Raw genomic sequence first — 15,189 nt, 5'->3', positions numbered from 1 at the left:
ATCAGCAACTTGCGATAGTGAGGTGCGCCGGGCGATGCGGCCCTGCGCTATGCGGGGCGATGATCGATGTCATTGCGCACTGTGTTGATTCTGTTCCTGGCCGTCGGTGTTTTGGCGGCGTTGGGGATGTTCTGGAATCAGCATGCCATCGAACGCGTCATGCGCGATGGCTATGGCACCACCGGAAAGATCATTTCGGCCAAAGTCGTCTCGCCGCGGTTTCCGTTCGTGTTTGACGGCGGCTGGCCGCGCTATGTCGACGAAAATCTGTCGATCGGATTGCAGTGGACCGGCAGGGATGGCGTCCAGCGCGAGCGCACGGGCATTGCGGTCAGTGCTGCCTATGCGGCGCGGATCATGGTTGGCAATCAGCTCAAGCTCCTGACGATTCCCATTCAGGCTGTTGACGACGATTCATCGCTTCCGGTCATTGTCGAGGATCTCGACGACCATCTGAACCATATCCGGTCCATGTCCAGGTTCATGGCGGCGGGAGCAGGCGTTTGCGCCGTGCTCCTGATGCTCGTGATCGGATGGCAGACATGGTCGGCGCGTCGAGGCGGGCCGGGGAGTGCGACGATCGCCGCCGGAGCAAGACGTCCCTTTCCTTACATCCTCGGGACCCTGACTGCTGTGATGCTTCCGTTCGGCGGCTACATGCTGGTGAACTCCTACATTGAGCAAAGCACGTTGAATGAGATCCTTGCCCATGGCGATGAAGCCACCGCCGATGTGACCCGCGCCTACGGTGAGGTGAACAAGGCCGGTGAGGCCCCGAGCTATCTCGTGACGCTGGCGTGGACCGACAAGAGCGGACGACAGCAGGCCTACGGACCGACCCATATCAGCCCGGCGTTCTGGCGGCAGATCACGCGCAACGGCGTCCAGACCGTCAGACAGATCAGGATCCGCTATCTCACGGGCAGACCTGATGCGCGACCCCTGATCGTCGACGACGCGGCCGAGCGCCAACACCAGGACAGTTTTGGCGTGAAGGGAGGCGCTGTTTTTCTTGTCCTCGGCCTGATAATGGCCGGGCTGACCGCGTTCCGTTATCGCGCGAGCCCGAGCACCGCCTCGTAGCGAAGAGTCTGTCTTTCACCCCTCGTATCGGACGAGCGAGCAATGTTCACAGCTCTTGATGCGCCTCCCGATCGGCTCGATAAGCACGAGCAGAACTTCGTCGAGAAAGTTCGCAATCACGGCTGGTTTGGCACGCATGTCTTCCCCGATGGCGAAGGACCGGGCTTCGCCTACACGACCGGATTCTGGCTGAAGTTCAGGTTTCCGGAGATGATCGTGTTTTCAATGGGGCAGCAGACCGCCCAGGATACGTTCTGGACGATCTACCACGAACTCGACGCAGGACGGCGACCGCTGGTTGGCGAGCCCACCGATGCGCTGTTTGAGAATGTCGCCGCCGTGCTCCTTCCGGTGTCGTTGCAGCACTACCGCTCGCATCTCGGATGGAGCAGATGGTTCTACGGCAATGATGAGTTCGAATGCCTGCAAGTCGCGTACCCCGATCGCGACGGGCATTTTCCCTGGGCTGCGGAGGCATCCGCTGAGGCCCGTGCCGCACAGCCCGACCTGACGGAAGGCAACTGGTTGGGACGGCGCAAGGTCCCGTAGGGTGGGCAAAGGCGCAAAGCGCCGTGCCCACCATCTCGCCGGATGCCACCAAAGACGTGGGCACGCTCCGCTTTGTTCACCCTACGACACCATCGCTTGCGTTGCCCGTCAGGCAAACACCCACGCCGTAGGTCAATCCGGGCGTGCAAAAACATTCCGCTTTACCGAAATTCGGAATTGGCGTATCCATCCGCCACCTCATCCCTCTCAGAGGGGCGTATCGCGATCGTCACGAAACGCGGGATGAGCGGCGGTGGACGCGGGCTGCGTCGCGCGGGGGGATTGTCTCTCGTGCACGACGGGCGCGGTCTCGCGTACGGCAAAATCGTGTGGTCCTGGCGCCCGGGGTCTGTGCGTCAAGTCTTGCGGGTCACTCGCAAGGCGACGGGGGCAATAGTGCATCGCTCCCCGGGGAGAGCGCGACATAAGCCGGATGTTTGGCTTCACCTGTATGCCGCTGTGCATCTGTTCTTCGCGCAATTCGCGCACAGCGGACCGTGGGTGCCAGCCGGCACCCGGTCTTCCCTGCGCCCTCTGTTTCCGGAGGGAGGCAAGACGGGAGCATAACTCGGGCGAGATACGCCGCGAGGATGCGGGACTGTGTCTGCGATCCAGTTGTGAGTGGAAAGAGCGACGTCGGTATCCGCGAACTCCGTCATTGCGAGCGCAGCGAAGCAATCCAGAATCCCTCCATTGCGGGACTCTGGATTGCTTCGTCGCAAGAGCTCCTCGCAATGACGACGTGGCGGGCAGGGTCGCTTCCTATCCAAGGCCGGCTTTGGGATGGACACCACTTGCGCTCACCCGCCGCTCTCTCGCGGCGCGGAATATTTCCGCGCTTGCCAATCAGCCCGGTGCGGTTCAGAAAAAAGAGCCAAGACGAGACGCGAGCGGAGACAGAAGTTTTGACCATCAAGGGCAAGGCCTACATTGCCGGGATCTACGAACACCCGACCCGGCATGCGCCGGACAAATCCACCGCCCAGCTTCATGCCGAGGTCGCCAAGGGTGCGATCGAGGATGCCGGGATCAGCAAGGACGATGTCGACGGCTATTTCTGCGCGGGCGATGCGCCCGGCGGCGCCTGGCCGATGGTCGATTATCTCGGCCTGAACACCAAGAAGCTCCGCCACATCGATTCCACCGAGACCGGCGGCTGTTCCTACATCATCCATCTCGGCCATGCCGCCGAGGCGATCGCCGCGGGCAAATGCTCGATCGCGCTCGTTACGCTCGCCGGCAAGCCGCGCACCGGCGCGATGCCGCCCCGCGCAGCCGGCGCCGAGGCCGATTTCGAATCCGCTTACGGGGCGACCACGCACAATGCCTATGGCATGTGTGCCATGCGCCACATGCACGACTATGGCACCACCAGCGAGCAACTCGCCTGGATCAAGGTCGCGGCCTCGCATCATGCGCAATACAATCCGCATGCGATGCTCAAGGACGTCGTCACTGTCGAGGATGTCCTGAACTCGCCGATGATCTCCGATCCGCTGCATCGCATGGATTGCTGCGTCGTCTCCGACGGCGGCGGCGCGCTGATCGTGACGACACCGGAGATTGCCAAGAGCCTGAAGAAGCCGCTGGTGCGCCTGATCGGCCATGGCGAAGCCATGAAGGGTCCGCGCGGCGGCAAGGATCTCGACCTCACATATTCTGCCGGCGTCTGGTCCGGCCCGCGCGCGTTCGAGGAAGCCGGCATCACGCCGAAGGACATCAAATACGCCTCGATCTATGACAGCTTCACCATCACTGTCCTGATGCAGCTCGAAGACCTCGGCTTCTGCAAGAAGGGCGAGGGCGGCAAATTCGTCGCCGACGGCAATCTGATCTCGGGCGTCGGCAAGCTGCCGTTCAACACCGATGGCGGCGGCCTCTGCAGCAACCATCCGGTCAACCGCGGCGGCATGACCAAGATCCTCGAGGCTGTCAGGCAGCTGCGCGGCGAGGCGCATCCGAAGGTGCAGGTCAAGAACTGCGATCTCGCCATCGCCCACGGCACCGGCGGTCTGCTCGGCGTCCGCCACGCCGCCTCGACGGCCATTCTGGAGCGCGTGTGATGAGCGAAGTGAAAAAGTATCCGGCACCTGTCACGAACCCCGAAACCGCCGCGTTCTGGGACGCGGCGAAAGAGGGCAAGTTCATGATCAAGCGCTGCACCGCCTGCGGCGAGGCGCATTACTTCCCGCGCTCGATCTGTCCGTTCTGCTACTCCGACAAGACGGTGTGGGAGCAGGCTTCCGGCGAGGGCACGATCTACACCTACAGCCTGATGCGGAAATCGCCGACCGGCCCTTATGCGATCGGCTACGTCACGCTGAAGGAGGGGCCCTCGGTGCAGACCAATTTCGTCGACTGCGATCTCGAGAAGCTCAAGATCGGCCAGAAGGTGAAGGTGGTGTTCAAGCCGACCGACGGCGCACCATTGCCGTTCTTCACGGCTGTCTAAGATTCTTCCCTTCTCCCCTTGTGGGAGAAGGTGGCGCGAAGCGCCGGATGAGGGGTCTGTCTCAACGGAGAGAGCTATCGATGTGGAAGCAACCCCTTACCCAAATGAGTTTGCGGCACGGCTCTCGTTGCCCTCTCCCACAAGGGGAGAGGGCACATTAACGAGCGCCGCTGCTCGCGGAGATACCTGGGAGAAAGACAAACAAATGTCCGCCAGATACGAAGAGCTCAAAGGCCTGAAAAACCTCGGCCAGAAATACGCCTACACCGACCGCGAGGTGATGCTCTACGCCTACGGCATCGGGCTCGGCGCCGATCCCATGGACGAGAACGAGCTCGCCTTCGTCAACGAGGGCACATACACGCCGCGCCCGCTGAAGGTGGTGCCGACCTTCGCCTCCGTCGCGGCTTGGGGCTCGGGGCCCGGCGAGATGAATCTCAACCGCGTCATGGTGGTCGACGGCGAACGCGACATCACCTTCCATCAGCCGCTGCCGGTCGCTGCGAACATCACAGCCGACTCCTCCGTGCTCGAAGTCTACGACAAGGGCAAGGACAAAGGCGTCGTCATCGTTCACCAGACCGTGCTGAAGAACGAGAAGGGCGACAAGCTGGCAACGCTGGTCGCCTCGCGCTTTGCCCGCGGCGATGGCGGCTTCGGCGGACCGAACCTGACGCAGCCGGATCCGCACAAGATCCCATCACGCGCGCCCGACAAGACCATCGACATCACCACGCGCCCCGACCAGGCACTGGTCTATCGCCTCTGCGGCGATCGCAACCCGTTGCACTCCGATCCGGAGTTCGCCAGGAAGGCCGGCTTCCCGCGTCCGATCCTGCACGGCATGTGCACCTACGGCATCACCTGCCGCGGCGTGCTGCAGACCTATGCCGATTACGACGCGAGCGCCTTCCGCCAGCACGTCGCGCGGTTCTCCTCGCCGGTCTATCCCGGCGAGACCGTGACCATGGACCTCTGGAAGGACGGCAACGTGATCTCGTTCGAAGCCAAGGTGAAGTCGCGCGGGGTGACGGTGATCAAGAACGGCAAGACGGTGCTGGGTTAGGTCGGTCTCGTGCCCCGGACGCAGCGCAACGTTCCCGGCGATGCGAAGCATCGTCCGGTGCGGTGCGCTGCAGAGCCGGGGCCCAGAGTGCCCGACAAGAACTGGGTCCCGGCTCTGCGACGCAGCGTTTCACGCTGCATCGCGTCCGGGACACGAAAGAATAGAAACAGGGAGACGCCACCATGGGAGGACTACTCGACGGCAAGGTTGCGCTGATCACCGGCGCGGGCGGTGGGCTCGGTGAGGCCTATGCAAAGCTGTTCGCGCGGGAAGGGGCCTCGGTCGTCGTGAACGATCTCGGCGGTCCCCGCGACGGCTCCGGCGCCGACAAGTCCATGGCGCAGCAGGTGGTGGACGCGATCAAGGCCGAGGGCGGCAAGGCGGTCGCCAACGGTGCCGACATCTCCACCATGGAAGGCGGTCAGTCGGTGTTCGACGACGCCATCAAGCACTTCGGCCGGGCCGACATCCTCGTCAACAATGCCGGCATTTTGCGTGATCAGACCTTCGCAAAAGCGTCGGAAGCCGACTGGGACAAGGTCATGAAGGTCCATCTGAAGGGCACCTTTTGTTGCACCCTGCCGGTGTTTCGCTGGATGCGGGAAAACGGCGGCGGCGTCATCGTCAACACCTCCTCGACCTCAGGCCTGATCGGCAATTTCGGCCAGACCAATTACGGTGCGGCGAAGGGCGGCATCTGGGGCCTGTCCAACGTGCTCGCGATTGAGGGTCGCAAGTACAACATTCGGGTCTGGACGCTGGCCCCGGGCGCCCTGACCCGCATGACCGCAGACCTGCCCCGCTATAAGGAGAACCCCGGCGCCGCGCTCGGGCCGGACGGCATCGCGCCGGCCGTGCTATACATGGTCAGCGACTTGTCGGGCGACCAGACCGGCAAGGTGCTGGGCGTGTCCGGGCCCCGCGGCGTACGCGAAATGCGGATGATGGAGATGGAAGGCTGGAAGCCGCCGCACTCGGGCTGGAAGGCCCAGGACATCGTCGATCACGCCAAGGAGATCTTCTTCTCCGAGGAGCAGATCAAGATGGGGGCGCGGCGGTTTTAGCCACACGGTCATTCCGGGGCGCGACGAAGTCGCGAGCTATGATACGCAATTGCGTATCTGAGAATCCATAACCACCAGCCGTGGTTATGGATTCCGGGCCTGGCACTGCGGGCCATCCCGGAATGACGACAAAGAGAGAGACAAGGAAAGACGATGAAACTCACCGCCGACGCCAAGGGCACCTTCGCAATCGCGCCGACGCCGTTCCACGACGACGGCCGGATCGACGAGCGCTCGATCGACCGCCTGACCGATTTCTACGAGGAGGTCGGCTGCGACGGCGTCACGGTGCTGGGCATCCTCGGCGAGGCGCCCAAGCTCGATGCCGTCGAGGCCGAGCAGGTGGCGGTGCGCTACGTCAAGCGCGCCAGGAAGATGCAGGTGATCGTCGGCGTCTCCGCGCCGGGCTTTGCCACCATGCGCTCGCTGGCGAAGGCCTCGATGGACGCGGGCGCGGCCGGCGTCATGATCGCGCCGCCGCCCTCGCTTCGCACCGACGACCAGATCGTCGGCTATTTCAAGCAGGCGGCGGAAGCGATCGGCCCTGATGTGCCCTGGGTGCTGCAGGACTATCCGCTAACCTTGCAGGTCGTGTTCACCCCCGCCGTGATCCGCAAGATCGTCATGGACAATCCGAACTGCGTGATGCTCAAGCACGAGGACTGGCCGGGCCTGGAGAAGATCTCGACGTTGCGCGGCTTCCAGAAAGACGGCTCCCTTCGTCCGCTGTCGATCCTCTGCGGCAATGGCGGCACGTTCCTGGACTTCGAGATGGAGCGCGGCGCCGACGGCGCCATGACCGGTTACGCCTTCCCCGAGCTCCTGATCGACGTCGTGAACCTCTCCAAGGCCGGCAAGCGCGACGCCGCGCATGACATCTTCGACGCGCATCTGCCGCTGATCCGCTACGAGCAGCAGCCCGGCGTCGGCCTGACGGTGCGCAAATACGTGCTCCAGAAGCGCGGCATCATCGCCTCCAGCGCGCAGCGCAAGCCCGGCGCGACGATGACGGCGACGGCCAAGGCCGAGGTCGATTATCTCTTGTCGCGGGTCGCCCGCTTCGACAAGCGCGCCAATCTCGGCCCGCAATCCAGCGCCGCGGGTTAGTTGCATGGCCGAGACATCAGCATCACGCCCGGCCTCGACGATCCTGCTGCTGCGCGACGGCGCAGCACGGGAAATCGAAGTCTTCATGATGGTTCGCCATCATCAGATCGAGTTCAACTCGGGCGCGCTGGTGTTTCCCGGCGGCAGCGTCGATGCCGGCGACAACGAGATCGTCGCCCGCGCCGACCTCTATTCGGGCGGCGAAGGCCTCAGCGAAGCCGACCGCGGCTTCCGAATCGCCGCAATCCGCGAGACCTTCGAGGAGAGCGGCATTCTGCTGGCGCGGTCGAAAGACACTGGCGCGCCAATCGACGCCAAGCGCGCCGGCGAGATCGCCGACAAGCATCGCGTCGCGCTCAACGAGCACAAGATCAGCTTCCTCAGCATTCTCGGCGACATCGGTCTCCAGCTCGCGCTCGACACGCTGGTGCCTTACGCCCACTGGATCACGCCCGAGGGCATGCCGAAGCGATTCGACACCTGGTTTTTCCTCGCGGCGGCACCGCCCGACCAGCTCGGCGCGCATGACGGCCGCGAGTCTACCGATTCGATCTGGATCTCGCCGCGCGAGGCGGTGGAGGGCGGGGAGAGCGGCCGCTTCAAGCTGCCGTTCCCGACCACGCGCAACCTGATCCGGCTCGCCAAGCAGCCGAGCGTGAGTGCGGCGCTGGAGCACGCCCGCGGCCTCTCCATCGTCACGGTGATGCCCGTCATGACCAAGACCGAAACGGGCCGCCAGCTCCGCATCCCTCGCGACGCCGGCTATGACGGCGAGGTGTTCGAGGTTGGGGCGGTCGGCTAGTACACTTCGATATTGAACGAAGTATCGAGGGCCGCGTTGGCGCTAGATTCCGTCCACGAGAAGGACGGAATGCGCACCATGGACACCCGGCAGGACACCAACATCGCGCTCGAGCTGGCCCTGCTGGTCGCGCTCGCAACGCTGTGGGGCGGCTCCTACACTTTCATCAAGCTCGGCGTCGCCACCATCCCGCCGGTCACGCTGATCGCGGCGCGCACGGCCATTGCCGGCCTGCTGCTGCTCGTGATCATGTGGATGCGGGGCATCAGAATGCCGACCGATGTCGCGAGCTGGCAGCGCTTCGCGTTCCAGGCCGTGCTGAACAGCGTCATCCCCTGGACGCTGATCGCCTGGGGCGAGCGCCATGTCGACGCCGCCCTCGCCACCATCCTCAACTCGGCCGGGCCGATCTTCACCTTCCTGCTCACGGCCTTGATCACCCGTCACGAGGCAACCACACCACGAAAGCTGTTCGGCGTGGTCGCAGGCATGGCCGGCATCCTGCTGATCGTCGGCGTCGATGCCTTTCATGAGATCGGCAGCGGCCTGATCGCCGAGGCGGCCATCGTCGCCGCCACCATCTGCTATGCCTGCGCCGCGATCTTCGGCCGCAGCTTCAAAGGCCTCGATCCCATGGCGCCCGCGGCCGGCTCGCTGCTGGCGGGGGCAGCGGTCCTGATCCCGGCCTCCCTGCTCGTCGAGCAGCCCTGGACGCTGTCGCCTTCGCTGAGCTCGGTGCTGGCACTGTCGGCGCTCGCGGTGTTTTCGACCGCGGCAGCGTTCGTGATCTATTTCCGCCTGATCCAGACCCTGGGCTCGGTCGGCACCACCGCGCAGGCCTATCTGCGGGTGCCGATCGGGGTCGCCATCAGCGTCGCCTTCCTCGGCGAGGCCTTGAGCCGGACCGCCTGGATCGGCTTGGCCTGCGTCGTCCTCGGCGTCGCCGCCATGACGATCCCGGCCCGCAGGGCAGCCAGAGTCAAACTGTCGTAAAGCTGAAGGCGGGCGCCAAGTCCCGATATTAACGATATTCCGCGTCCCGAGGCATGTTCCCCCCGGGCAGCAATACGTCGTATATTGGACTTCCAGCAGTCCGGTCCTCAAGCCACCAATGTCCGCCGAATTGACGCCGCCCCCTGAGAAAAGGCGAACCTTCTCGCTCTCCATCGGCCAGCTCACCTTCGGCAGCTTCCTGTTGGTGCTGGCGGTGATCATCGTCACCTCGACGGCGAGCGTGATCGCGATCCGGCACATCGATACGACCTTCGCCGAGCTGCAGCGGCTGCAGAGCGTCGGCGACCTCGCCGAGGACATCGATCGCCGCATGAACGAATTGCGCCTTGCCGCGCGCGACTTCGTCACGGATCCCGGGGCCGGCATCCAGTTCCAGCAGGTCGGCGAGGCGGCCTCGACGCTCAGCGATATCCTGAAGAAGACCCGCATCGAGCTCGCGCCCGAGCAGCAGGACATGATCGACGGCGTCACCGAGCGGCTTGCGACCTATCGCACCGGCCTCGAGCGGATCTCCACCCTGATCGACCGCCGCGCCCAGCTGCTCGCCGGACTGCCGCCGCTGCGCGAACAATTCGACGAAGCCGTCGCAAGCACCCCGGACCGCGAGCTGGCGTCCCGCCTGTCCGAGGCGCAGAGCCGGATCGCGCTCGGACTGCTGGCGCGCAACCCGTCCGCGGCCGAGCAGGCCGCACAGGGAATGCGGGGGCTCGATATTGGCGATGCCAAGCTGAAGTCGGCGGTGAATGACTATGCCGAGGCCATCATGGCCGTCGCCGTCCGCGAGCGGCAGATCGCCGACATCGATCGCGAGGTACTGGGAACGGAAGGCCGGCTGATCGGCCGCGTCACCGAATTGCTGCGTGAGGTCAGCTCCCGGCGCGGCCACGTGCTGTCGCGCGACTTCGCCCGGACGCTGACCGAGGCGCGATGGCAGAGCATCGTGCTCGGCACGGTCGGCGTGCTCATCGGCATCGGCGCTGCGTGGTTCGTGGTGCGCAGGACGGTGCGTCCGCTCGCTCAGATTGCGCGATCCATTCGCGCGCTCGCCGCCGGCCGGAAAGACACGTCGATTCCATCCGCCGACCTCGACAACGAGATCGGCGACATTGCGCGGGCGGCCGAAGTGTTTCGACGCGCGCTGGAGGAGGCCGACACCGCGCGCGAGGCGGCGGTGCGCGCGCTCACCGAGCAGCGCCTCGCCGAGGAGAGCTACCGGAAACTGTTCGAGGGCTCCATCGACGGCATCTATGTGACGACGCCGGCCGGTGACCTCCTCAACGCCAATCCGGCGCTGGCGCGCATGATGGGCTATGACAGCCCCCAGCAGCTGATCGACAGCATCAGCGACATCGCTCACACCATCTACGTCCACCCCGAGGCGCGCGCGGAATATCAGCGGTTGATGGCGCGCGACGGCATGGTGCGCGAGTTCGAGTATCAGGTGCGCCAGCGCAGCGGCGACATCCTCTGGCTCTCCGATAGCGCCACCGGCGTGCGCGACGAAGCGGGCAACATCGTCCGCTACGAGGGCACGCTGCGCGACATCACCGACCAGAAGCGGGCGGAGGAGGCCATCGCCGAAGGCCGGCGCCTGCTCCAGCAGGTCATCGACACCGTGCCCGCGGTGATCAACGTCAAGGATCGCAATCTGCGCTACGTGCTGATGAACCGCTACATGGCCGGCATCTTCGGCATCGAGCCCGGCGAGGCGCTCGGCCGCACCACGGCCGACCTGATGTCGCGCTACGGCGCGGCAAAGTCCGACGAGAGCGACAAGCGGGTGCTCAAGCTTCGCAAGGGGCTCGGTTTCTATGAGGAGGAGTACCAGGACGCTTCCGGCAACATGCGGCAATGGCTGGTCAACAAATTGCCGCTGCTCGACCCCGAGGGCGAGATCGAGCGGATCGTGACCGTTGCGCTCGATATCGGCGAGCGCAAGCGCGGCGAGCAGGAGATGCGCAAGGCCAAGGAAGCCGCCGAGACCGCGCTGCGCAATTTGCGCGAAACGCAGGCCTCGCTGATCGAGGCCGAGAAGCTGGCCGCGCTCGGGCGCCTGGTCGCCGGCGTCGCCCACGAGGTCAACAATCCCGTCGGCATCAGCCTCACCGTCGCCTCCGCGCTGGAGCGCAAGACCGCGATGTTCAGCGCCGAAGTCGAGCGCGGCGAATTGCGCCGTTCCACGCTCAATGACTTCCTCAACACCAGCCGCGATGCGTCCTCGCAGCTCGTCTCCAATCTCAACCGCGCCGCCGAGCTGATCCAGTCGTTCAAGCAGGTCGCCGCCGACCGCAACTATTCGGATCAGCGGACCTTCGATCTCGGCGACCTCACCGAGCAGGTGGTGATGAGCCTGCGGCCGGGGCTGCGTAAGCACAATCTGACGCTCAACGTCGAATGTCAGCCGGATCTGACCATGAACAGCTATCCCGGCCCGTACGGCCAGGTGCTGACCAATCTGTTCCTGAATTCGGTGGCGCACGCCTTCCCGGACGGAAGGCCCGGGACGATCGAGATCCAGGTGCGCGAGTCCGGCAAGGACAACGTCGAGATCATCTTCTCCGACAATGGTTGCGGCATGTCGCTCGACGTCCGCCGCCGCGCCTTCGATCCGTTTTTCACGACGCGGCGCGACCAGGGCGGCACCGGCCTCGGGCTGCACATCGTCTACAGCATCGTCACCAATCGGCTCGGCGGCCGGCTCGATCTCGATTCCGAGCCGGGTGGCGGCACGCGCATCCAGATGATCCTGCCGCGTGTTGCACCGCTCGAACAGGCCGCGGAATAGCTAGTCGACGTCCGCGAGCTTATGCAGGGTGGCGCCGAAAATCAGGCTGGCCTTGCCGACCAGCGCTGTGCCCGTCATTTCCGCGCGCGTGTCGGTGTAGGTGCCGCTGACGCCGATGCCGACCGGGGCAGGGCCGCCGAACAGCGGATTATCATCGCCGCGAGGCGAGGTGTGCCGCTGCACCAGCACCTCGCCTTTGAAGGTGCCGCTGTCCTTCACGGTGTAGCTGCCGGTGTAATAGAGGTAGGCATCGCCGCCGAGAATCTTGCCGTCGCGGAAAAGAATCACGCCGCTGCCCTTGCCGACTCGACCATCGAGCAGGGTCACGTGAATTGAATAGAGGCCGTTCTTCATAACGTCCCGCAGGCCGGCCGCCATCGCCCAATGGCGTAACCGGTCCGGCTTTTATGCCAAAGCCTATCTCCTCGCGCAACGCGGCAGTTTGCCGGCCAGCAGCGGCCTGCGAGCCGTAGTTGTCCCGGCTTGTCCGTGACACGATCATGACGCTCTGATGGTGAGGCGAGGCCTAACGTTGCGAATCAGAGTTGGCCCGCGAAATGCATAACCATTGTTGCACTGGCCGCGGGGTGCTGGAGCAAGACGAACGTGACCAACTGGATCGATTCCGGCGGCGATGAGCCGCGTCTGTACAGTGCGCGTCCCACGAATTGCAAAAGCGAACGACGGCGGATTGGCTATGCGATACGCCGGCGAAACCCGACGAGGCTGGCGTGCGCTTTGGCCTTGATCGCGCTCGCAGCCTCCTCGGGGCATGCGCGCGACCGCGGGCAGTTCGCCAACACCAATCCCGAATTGAAGTCCTGGTTCGATAGTCTGCGCAGCGGCAAAGGGCCTTGCTGCTCTGATGCCGATGGTTCGGCGGTCTCGGACTCCGACTGGGACAGCAAGGACGGGCATTATCGCGTCCGCGTCCCGCGCTATGGCTCTGCGCTCGATGGCCAGCAGCAGGAGCTCGTCTGGGTCGACGTGCCCGAGGAGGCCGTGATCTCGGAGCCGAACCGGGTGGGACGCACCATGGTCTGGCCAATCTACGGCTACATGGGCGTCACCATCCGCTGCTTTATGCCCGGTAGCATGACCTAGCCCCTCGGGCGTGACCTCGTCGCCGGCTCGGATGCCTGTTAGGGCCGGCGGCGCCTCAGGTGTATTTCTTGTCGCGTTCGAGCAGCTCGATCGAGATGCCTTCGGGCCCGCGGATGAAGCAGATGCGTACGCCGGGCCGGATGGTCGTCGGCTCGCGCGTGAAGGTGACACCCTTGGCCTTGATCTCGGCCGCGACGGCGTCGATGTCCTTCACCGTCAAGCCGAAATGATCGAGGCCCTGATGCGGGTGCGGAGGCGGCGGGTTGACCGCGCCATCGCCCTCGAGCGGCGCGATGAAGATCCTGGCGCCGCCGAGATTCACGTCGATCCGTCCGGGCGCGTGCACAATCTCGCCACCAAGGATGTCCCGCAGCCAGGCCGCCGTTGCCTCCGGATCGGGGCTGCGCAGATGGACGTGATCCCAAGTGACGGCGAATGGCATTTCATGGTCTCCAGAGGGTGTTTTCGATGTTGCGGCGCATGTTAGCGGCCTCGGCCGGTGGTCGCCACCGCCTTGCCGACTCGCATGATCCGCGGGAACCTTAGTTCGTTGGCCGGATTAAGGTAAGTTGTGGCCGAGTCCATCTTCGATGGTGCTGCGGCTCCGATCGGTGGGCATCCATGAACGCCAAGATCGACCGAACCGGATTGGGGCGCTTCGCCGGCAGCGGCGAACGACTGGCACGGGCAGTGACGATCGCAAGCGTCTCATTTGGCCGAACCCTTCTGTGGCTGCTGGCGGCTATCATCGTCGGCTCCGGCATCTGGATGCTGTTGCCTCTTTCCAAGGGCAACAGTGCTGAGCCGGTCGGGGCGGAGCTGGCGGCTGTTGAAACGCCTCCCTCCGGCGATGCGTCGGCAATAGCCTCGGGGGCCTCCGAAGCACAGGTGCCGGCGACGGCAGAACTTGGTCGTCTCAGGATTTCATCGCAGACCTGGCGTCGCGGCGGCCTCGGCTCCAAAGCCCTGGTGACGTTCACGCTGCGAAACGACAACGACTATGCCGTAAAGGATGTCGAGATCGTCTGCTCCTTCACACGGCGCGACGGCAGCCATCTGACCGACCGCAGCCGCGTGCTGGCGGATCCGGTCAGCATGAAGAGCCGCAAGACCTTTGTGCGTATCCCAATCGGCGTCGTCAACGTGAATGCCGATCAGGCAAAATGCTCGCTGGTTGCGGCACGCCGCGCATGAAGGCGGCCTGTTCCGGTAGCTGAAAAGTTACCCTCTGCGGTCCTTGGCCAAAAACCATGCATCACCATTTGAACCGAACGGCTGGGCCAGGAACCAATTGGTAGATCGCCTGTTGAGGCGAGGAGAGCCCACGCGGGGTGCGGGGGGCGGAGCGCGGCCAATGCCCATCTTTAGGTATTTCATTTTCGTCGGTGGAGCTTTGCTCGCACTGCTGTTCGCGGCGGATTTCGTTTTCCCGGCGCCGCCCGTGGCGCATGCGGTCGCAACCGCAGGCAACGACCAGCCGCTGATCCGAATCCGGTCCGATCGTCATATGCCTGAGCGTGTCGTCCTCGACACCAGCCAGCCGACGATTGGCGCACCCGCGGTTCAGACCGCCGCAGTGGCAGCTCCCCAGCCAGCGGTACAGGAAAGCCTGTCGCCGGCTCTGGCCGAGATGTCGGCCAAGATGCGGGTGCGCGAGACCTTCGCCCAGTTCACGCCGGCGCCGAGGGCCGGGACCGCCACGGCCAAGACCTCCGAGACCGCTCAGCCCCAGACTTCCCAGGCTCAAGCTTCTCCGGTGCAGGCTCAGCCCAAGCGTAAGATCGTCCGGACGCATCCCGCGCCGCAGCCGGGCCGTCCTATGATGCTGGTCGCGCAGCAGCCGCATTTCGGCCTCTTCAGCACGACCTGGTAACGGCGCTTTCGGCCAGCCTCGATCGAGGTGGGAAGGGCTTTTTATTGGCCGGCCTCTCTGCTAATTCGAACCGATCCGAACGCCGTCGGGTGAGCTGGCTCCTCGCCAGCGCCGGCCGGCGAATCTCGGTGGCCCGCTACCCGGGCCAGGGCGCTCGTAGCTCAGCTGGATAGAGCATCGGATTTCGATTCCGAGGGTCGGAGGTTCGAATCCTTCCGAGCGCGCCAGTCGTCTCTGTTCCGCATATGTTCTGGAACGACGCGAACGGGTCAGCGCCGCGAGGGCGCGGC

Annotated in this window: 15 protein-coding genes and 1 tRNA gene; 14 read left to right on the top strand and 2 right to left on the bottom strand. The window is 64.6% G+C overall.

Going from position 1 to position 15,189, the window contains the following annotated elements:
- Positions 1 to 66 precede the first annotated feature (66 nt).
- The 10 genes from AB7M16_RS05135 to AB7M16_RS05090 all read left to right on the top strand — a co-directional run bounded on the left by AB7M16_RS05135 (position 67) and on the right by AB7M16_RS05090 (position 11,922).
- Positions 67 to 1,083, top strand: a complete 1,017-nt coding sequence (locus tag AB7M16_RS05135) for a hypothetical protein (protein ID WP_453943308.1) — start codon at positions 67 to 69, stop codon at positions 1,081 to 1,083.
- A gap of 42 nt (positions 1,084 to 1,125) precedes the next feature.
- Complete coding sequence (locus AB7M16_RS05130) at positions 1,126 to 1,632, top strand: DUF4262 domain-containing protein (protein ID WP_018322308.1); 507 nt, start codon at positions 1,126 to 1,128, stop codon at positions 1,630 to 1,632.
- A gap of 905 nt (positions 1,633 to 2,537) precedes the next feature.
- Positions 2,538 to 3,695: a thiolase domain-containing protein gene (locus tag AB7M16_RS05125; RefSeq protein ID WP_453943307.1), complete on the top strand. Its 1,158-nt coding sequence runs from the start codon at positions 2,538 to 2,540 to the stop codon at positions 3,693 to 3,695.
- Positions 3,695 to 4,084, top strand: a complete 390-nt coding sequence (locus tag AB7M16_RS05120) for a Zn-ribbon domain-containing OB-fold protein (RefSeq protein ID WP_172783234.1) — start codon at positions 3,695 to 3,697, stop codon at positions 4,082 to 4,084. Before AB7M16_RS05125 ends, AB7M16_RS05120 begins: the two co-directional genes overlap by 1 nt.
- 205 nt (positions 4,085 to 4,289) lie before the next feature.
- Positions 4,290 to 5,150, top strand: coding sequence for a MaoC family dehydratase (locus tag AB7M16_RS05115; protein WP_172783235.1), 861 nt, complete (start codon positions 4,290 to 4,292; stop codon positions 5,148 to 5,150).
- 182 nt (positions 5,151 to 5,332) lie between these two features.
- On the top strand, positions 5,333 to 6,214 hold the full coding sequence (locus AB7M16_RS05110; protein WP_453943306.1) for an SDR family oxidoreductase: 882 nt from the start codon (positions 5,333 to 5,335) through the stop codon (positions 6,212 to 6,214).
- A 153-nt stretch (positions 6,215 to 6,367) separates the two neighbouring features.
- Positions 6,368 to 7,321 (top strand): dihydrodipicolinate synthase family protein, encoded by a 954-nt coding sequence (locus AB7M16_RS05105; protein WP_453943305.1) that lies wholly within the window; start codon positions 6,368 to 6,370, stop codon positions 7,319 to 7,321.
- 4 nt (positions 7,322 to 7,325) lie between these two features.
- Positions 7,326 to 8,123: an NUDIX hydrolase gene (locus tag AB7M16_RS05100; RefSeq protein WP_453943304.1), complete on the top strand. Its 798-nt coding sequence runs from the start codon at positions 7,326 to 7,328 to the stop codon at positions 8,121 to 8,123.
- 78 nt (positions 8,124 to 8,201) lie between these two features.
- A complete protein-coding gene (locus tag AB7M16_RS05095) occupies positions 8,202 to 9,116 on the top strand; it encodes a DMT family transporter (RefSeq protein WP_453947132.1) in 915 nt (304 codons plus the stop codon).
- Positions 9,117 to 9,234: 118 nt separating this feature from the next.
- Positions 9,235 to 11,922 (top strand): PAS domain S-box protein, encoded by a 2,688-nt coding sequence (locus AB7M16_RS05090; RefSeq protein ID WP_172783239.1) that lies wholly within the window; start codon positions 9,235 to 9,237, stop codon positions 11,920 to 11,922.
- On the opposite strand, the gene AB7M16_RS05085 is transcribed toward AB7M16_RS05090, so the two are convergent.
- Positions 11,923 to 12,276, bottom strand: a complete 354-nt coding sequence (locus AB7M16_RS05085) for a GrlR family regulatory protein (RefSeq protein ID WP_260379699.1) — start codon at positions 12,274 to 12,276, stop codon at positions 11,923 to 11,925.
- A 252-nt stretch (positions 12,277 to 12,528) separates the two neighbouring features.
- Between AB7M16_RS05085 and AB7M16_RS05080 the strand changes: the two genes are divergently transcribed.
- The gene (locus AB7M16_RS05080) at positions 12,529 to 13,026 is read left to right on the top strand and encodes a hypothetical protein (protein WP_453943303.1); all 498 of its coding nucleotides are present in this window, start codon (positions 12,529 to 12,531) and stop codon (positions 13,024 to 13,026) included.
- A 55-nt stretch (positions 13,027 to 13,081) separates the two neighbouring features.
- Here AB7M16_RS05080 and AB7M16_RS05075 read toward each other — a convergent pair whose 3' ends face one another.
- Positions 13,082 to 13,468 (bottom strand): VOC family protein, encoded by a 387-nt coding sequence (locus AB7M16_RS05075; protein ID WP_172783241.1) that lies wholly within the window; start codon positions 13,466 to 13,468, stop codon positions 13,082 to 13,084.
- Between the two features lie 179 nt (positions 13,469 to 13,647).
- Here AB7M16_RS05075 and AB7M16_RS05070 point away from each other — a divergent pair, with 179 nt between their 5' ends.
- The 3 genes from AB7M16_RS05070 (at position 13,648) to AB7M16_RS05060 (ending at position 15,126) form a co-directional block, all read left to right on the top strand.
- The gene (locus AB7M16_RS05070; protein ID WP_453943302.1) at positions 13,648 to 14,220 is read left to right on the top strand and encodes a hypothetical protein; all 573 of its coding nucleotides are present in this window, start codon (positions 13,648 to 13,650) and stop codon (positions 14,218 to 14,220) included.
- Between the two features lie 160 nt (positions 14,221 to 14,380).
- Positions 14,381 to 14,899 (top strand): hypothetical protein, encoded by a 519-nt coding sequence (locus tag AB7M16_RS05065; RefSeq protein ID WP_172783243.1) that lies wholly within the window; start codon positions 14,381 to 14,383, stop codon positions 14,897 to 14,899.
- A 150-nt stretch (positions 14,900 to 15,049) separates the two neighbouring features.
- A tRNA-Arg gene (locus AB7M16_RS05060) sits at positions 15,050 to 15,126 on the top strand.
- Positions 15,127 to 15,189 lie beyond the last annotated feature (63 nt).

The organism is Bradyrhizobium sp. USDA 372, from assembly GCF_053629095.1.
This window is presented reverse-complemented; position numbering and strand designations above follow the sequence as displayed.